At 48.4% G+C, this 2,444-nt stretch carries 1 protein-coding gene and 1 pseudogene; both read right to left on the bottom strand.

The genetic code is table 11. The features are described 5' to 3' along the window. A pseudogene (locus EDM52_RS23680) lies at positions 1-276 on the bottom strand (adenylosuccinate synthetase); the annotation flags it as partial. A 174-nt stretch (positions 277-450) separates the two neighbouring features. Continuing rightward, positions 451-1,689: an IS110 family RNA-guided transposase gene (locus EDM52_RS23675; protein ID WP_122911361.1), complete on the bottom strand. Its 1,239-nt coding sequence runs from the start codon at positions 1,687-1,689 to the stop codon at positions 451-453. Positions 1,690-2,444: the final 755 nt, after the last annotated feature.

The following is a 2,444-nucleotide window of genomic DNA, read 5'->3' as shown; positions in this document are numbered from 1 at the left end:
ATAAGGGCGAATGATTTCCGCATAGCCCAGATATTCGTCCATGACTTCTTGCAGATCAAAACCAGTTGTATTGTATAGCTTCTCCAGCAAGAGATTTTTCTCAGCCAGATTACGCTCCAATTTGCGTGCAAACTCTTCACGATCCAACAAATCAGCGATGCGAATACCGATACGAGCGGCTTTATCCATGTAAGCTGGACCAATGCCTTTGCGAGTTGTACCAATTTTGTTCGCTCCGCGGCTATCCTCTTCTACCCCATCCAGTTTGATGTGGTAAGCACAGCGGTGATATGTCAAGGGGTTGATTCATGCGAATTGGAAAATAATCAGCACAAATCGAACTCTTACCCGAAAAAAGGCAACACCAAACTAGATCCGCCGAATGCGTGAATTTTCAGACATGCATATAGTGCGGACTAACTGTAAAAAGAGTAGGATTTTGGAAACCAGTTAACGGTTCCTCCTCTCTGGTGGTGTGTACATTTTGTTGGTCTTCAGTAGCATGAATACCAACCGTACCAATTTTCGTGCGGAAAGGACGAGGGCTCTTTTGTGCTTGTGCTTCGGGACTTCGTCGTACTTCTTTTGGTAAAACGATCCGTACTCAGTATCGTGCTTGCGGACGGAGTCCGCGGCCTGAACGAGATAGTAGCGGAGATACTTATTGCCAGTGCGCATCCGAGAAGTTTCTTCCGCCTCGAATTCACCAGACTGGTTCTGGCTCCATACAAGCCCGGCGTACTTGGCTAAGTCGGCGTGATTATCGAATCGATCAATACCGCCGATTTCCGCAAGGATACCCGCAGCGAACACGGGGCCAATGCCCTTTACGGAGGAAAGGGTTTCTGGAATACCCTTCATGATCTTGGCGATCTCTTTGTCCAGCTTTTTCACTTCGGACTCCAAGTGTTGAATTACGCTGAGTGTCGTAGCTAGAGAGATGTTGACAGGATCGGCCATCGCCTTGTCGAGACGGTAGGAGGAACGGGCAATTTTCTTTAAGTAAGTCGCGATTTCCTCCGGGTTCTCAAAACGATTTTTGCCTTTATCCTGTAAGAACTCGATGAGTTCTTGCATCGACATCGCCATGATCTGATCCGGTTCAAGTTCTTGAATAACGGCCAGACTGGTGTTGCCGAATGTATTGGAAAACGGGTTATCTTGACGCATCCCGCTGAATTTCAAAAAGACCTGATTCAGAAAATAGGTCTTGTCCCGTTTAATGTTCTTCATCAAGTGAAATCTCGTGCGGGTAAGGCGCTGCAAGGCTTCGTATTGGATGATATCTTTCATCTCATGGGGCAGTCGTCCAAATCGCAGATGGTCTGCAATAACCCAGGCATCGATGCGGTCGTTCTTCGGGAGGGTATCGTACCCCTTCTTGAAACGAGCCACCTTCCTTGCATTTAAGACGAAAACTTGGGACTTCACGTTCGGTTCGTAGCTTTGCAACTCATTCTTCAGATAATGGGCAAGATGCCATCCAAGATTCGATGTGGCCTCCATCCCGATGTGAAGATGCTCTACTTTTTCTTTGCTCGCGGTGTCTAACATCCTATGAATCAGGGTATCCGCCCCGGTTTGATCGTTAGGCACGGAGAAGGAAGCGAGCGATCTTCCGTCTCCATCCATGAACTGTACATGGTGGGAGCGTAAGCTTACGTCTATACCAATCAGCATTGGTGACATGGAATCACCTCCTCTTGCAAAATGATCAAGCTGATCTCAGACCTGGGTGCCCGTGGAAACCACCGACTTCAGCCTCGTCATCAGCACTCATCCGTACCGCCCGACAATTGCGGGTGCTACTCCCCAGGCAGGTACGGCGGCGCAACCAGCGGTTAGAACATGAGTGATGGGTCACGGGTAACAGGCTTAGGAAGCAGTACCTTTCGGTCCGCAAGGAGGGAAAGAAATCTCCTGAAAAAAGCTTGTCGACCCCATTGTTCCACAGACAGGCCCGAGATGTCTATGCCCATGGTCTTCCTCAAGCGATGCGACCTCTCGCATCAGAAAAATGGGCTATGAAATTGTGAAAAAACGCATGTCAAAGAACAGAATTGCGTGCTGCTATTCTGGAGAAGTGATAACAATTGGTTGTCTGTTAGCAACGCCCGGCTTCCTCATCCGGTGATGAAGCGGGTAAAACAAAGGGCAAAACAATTGGATGAGGAAGCCGAGGCCAACTCATCAAAGCGATGGTTTTGGCCGGACTGTACAAACTAACGTCCGGATCATTAGACGTACAGACAGCGTGAGAAGTAATGATTGGCTTCTTAGCCCCGACTTCCGTTCCTCGCCCCACGGGGTTGCGGTACGGGGTTCGGCTAAGGCCTCCAAACCATGGCTTCAAATTCAATTTAACTGGAATTCTCTTCACTCTCTTTCCGTTGTCCGGATCAACTGGAAATTGTCTGAAGAAGAGCTTCTAACAATGATTATAC

The organism is Brevibacillus invocatus, from assembly GCF_003710915.1.
Taxonomy (GTDB): domain Bacteria; phylum Bacillota; class Bacilli; order Brevibacillales; family Brevibacillaceae; genus Brevibacillus; species Brevibacillus invocatus.
The sequence above is the reverse complement of the archived record's forward strand: the minus strand, read 5'-3'. Positions and strand labels throughout refer to the sequence as shown.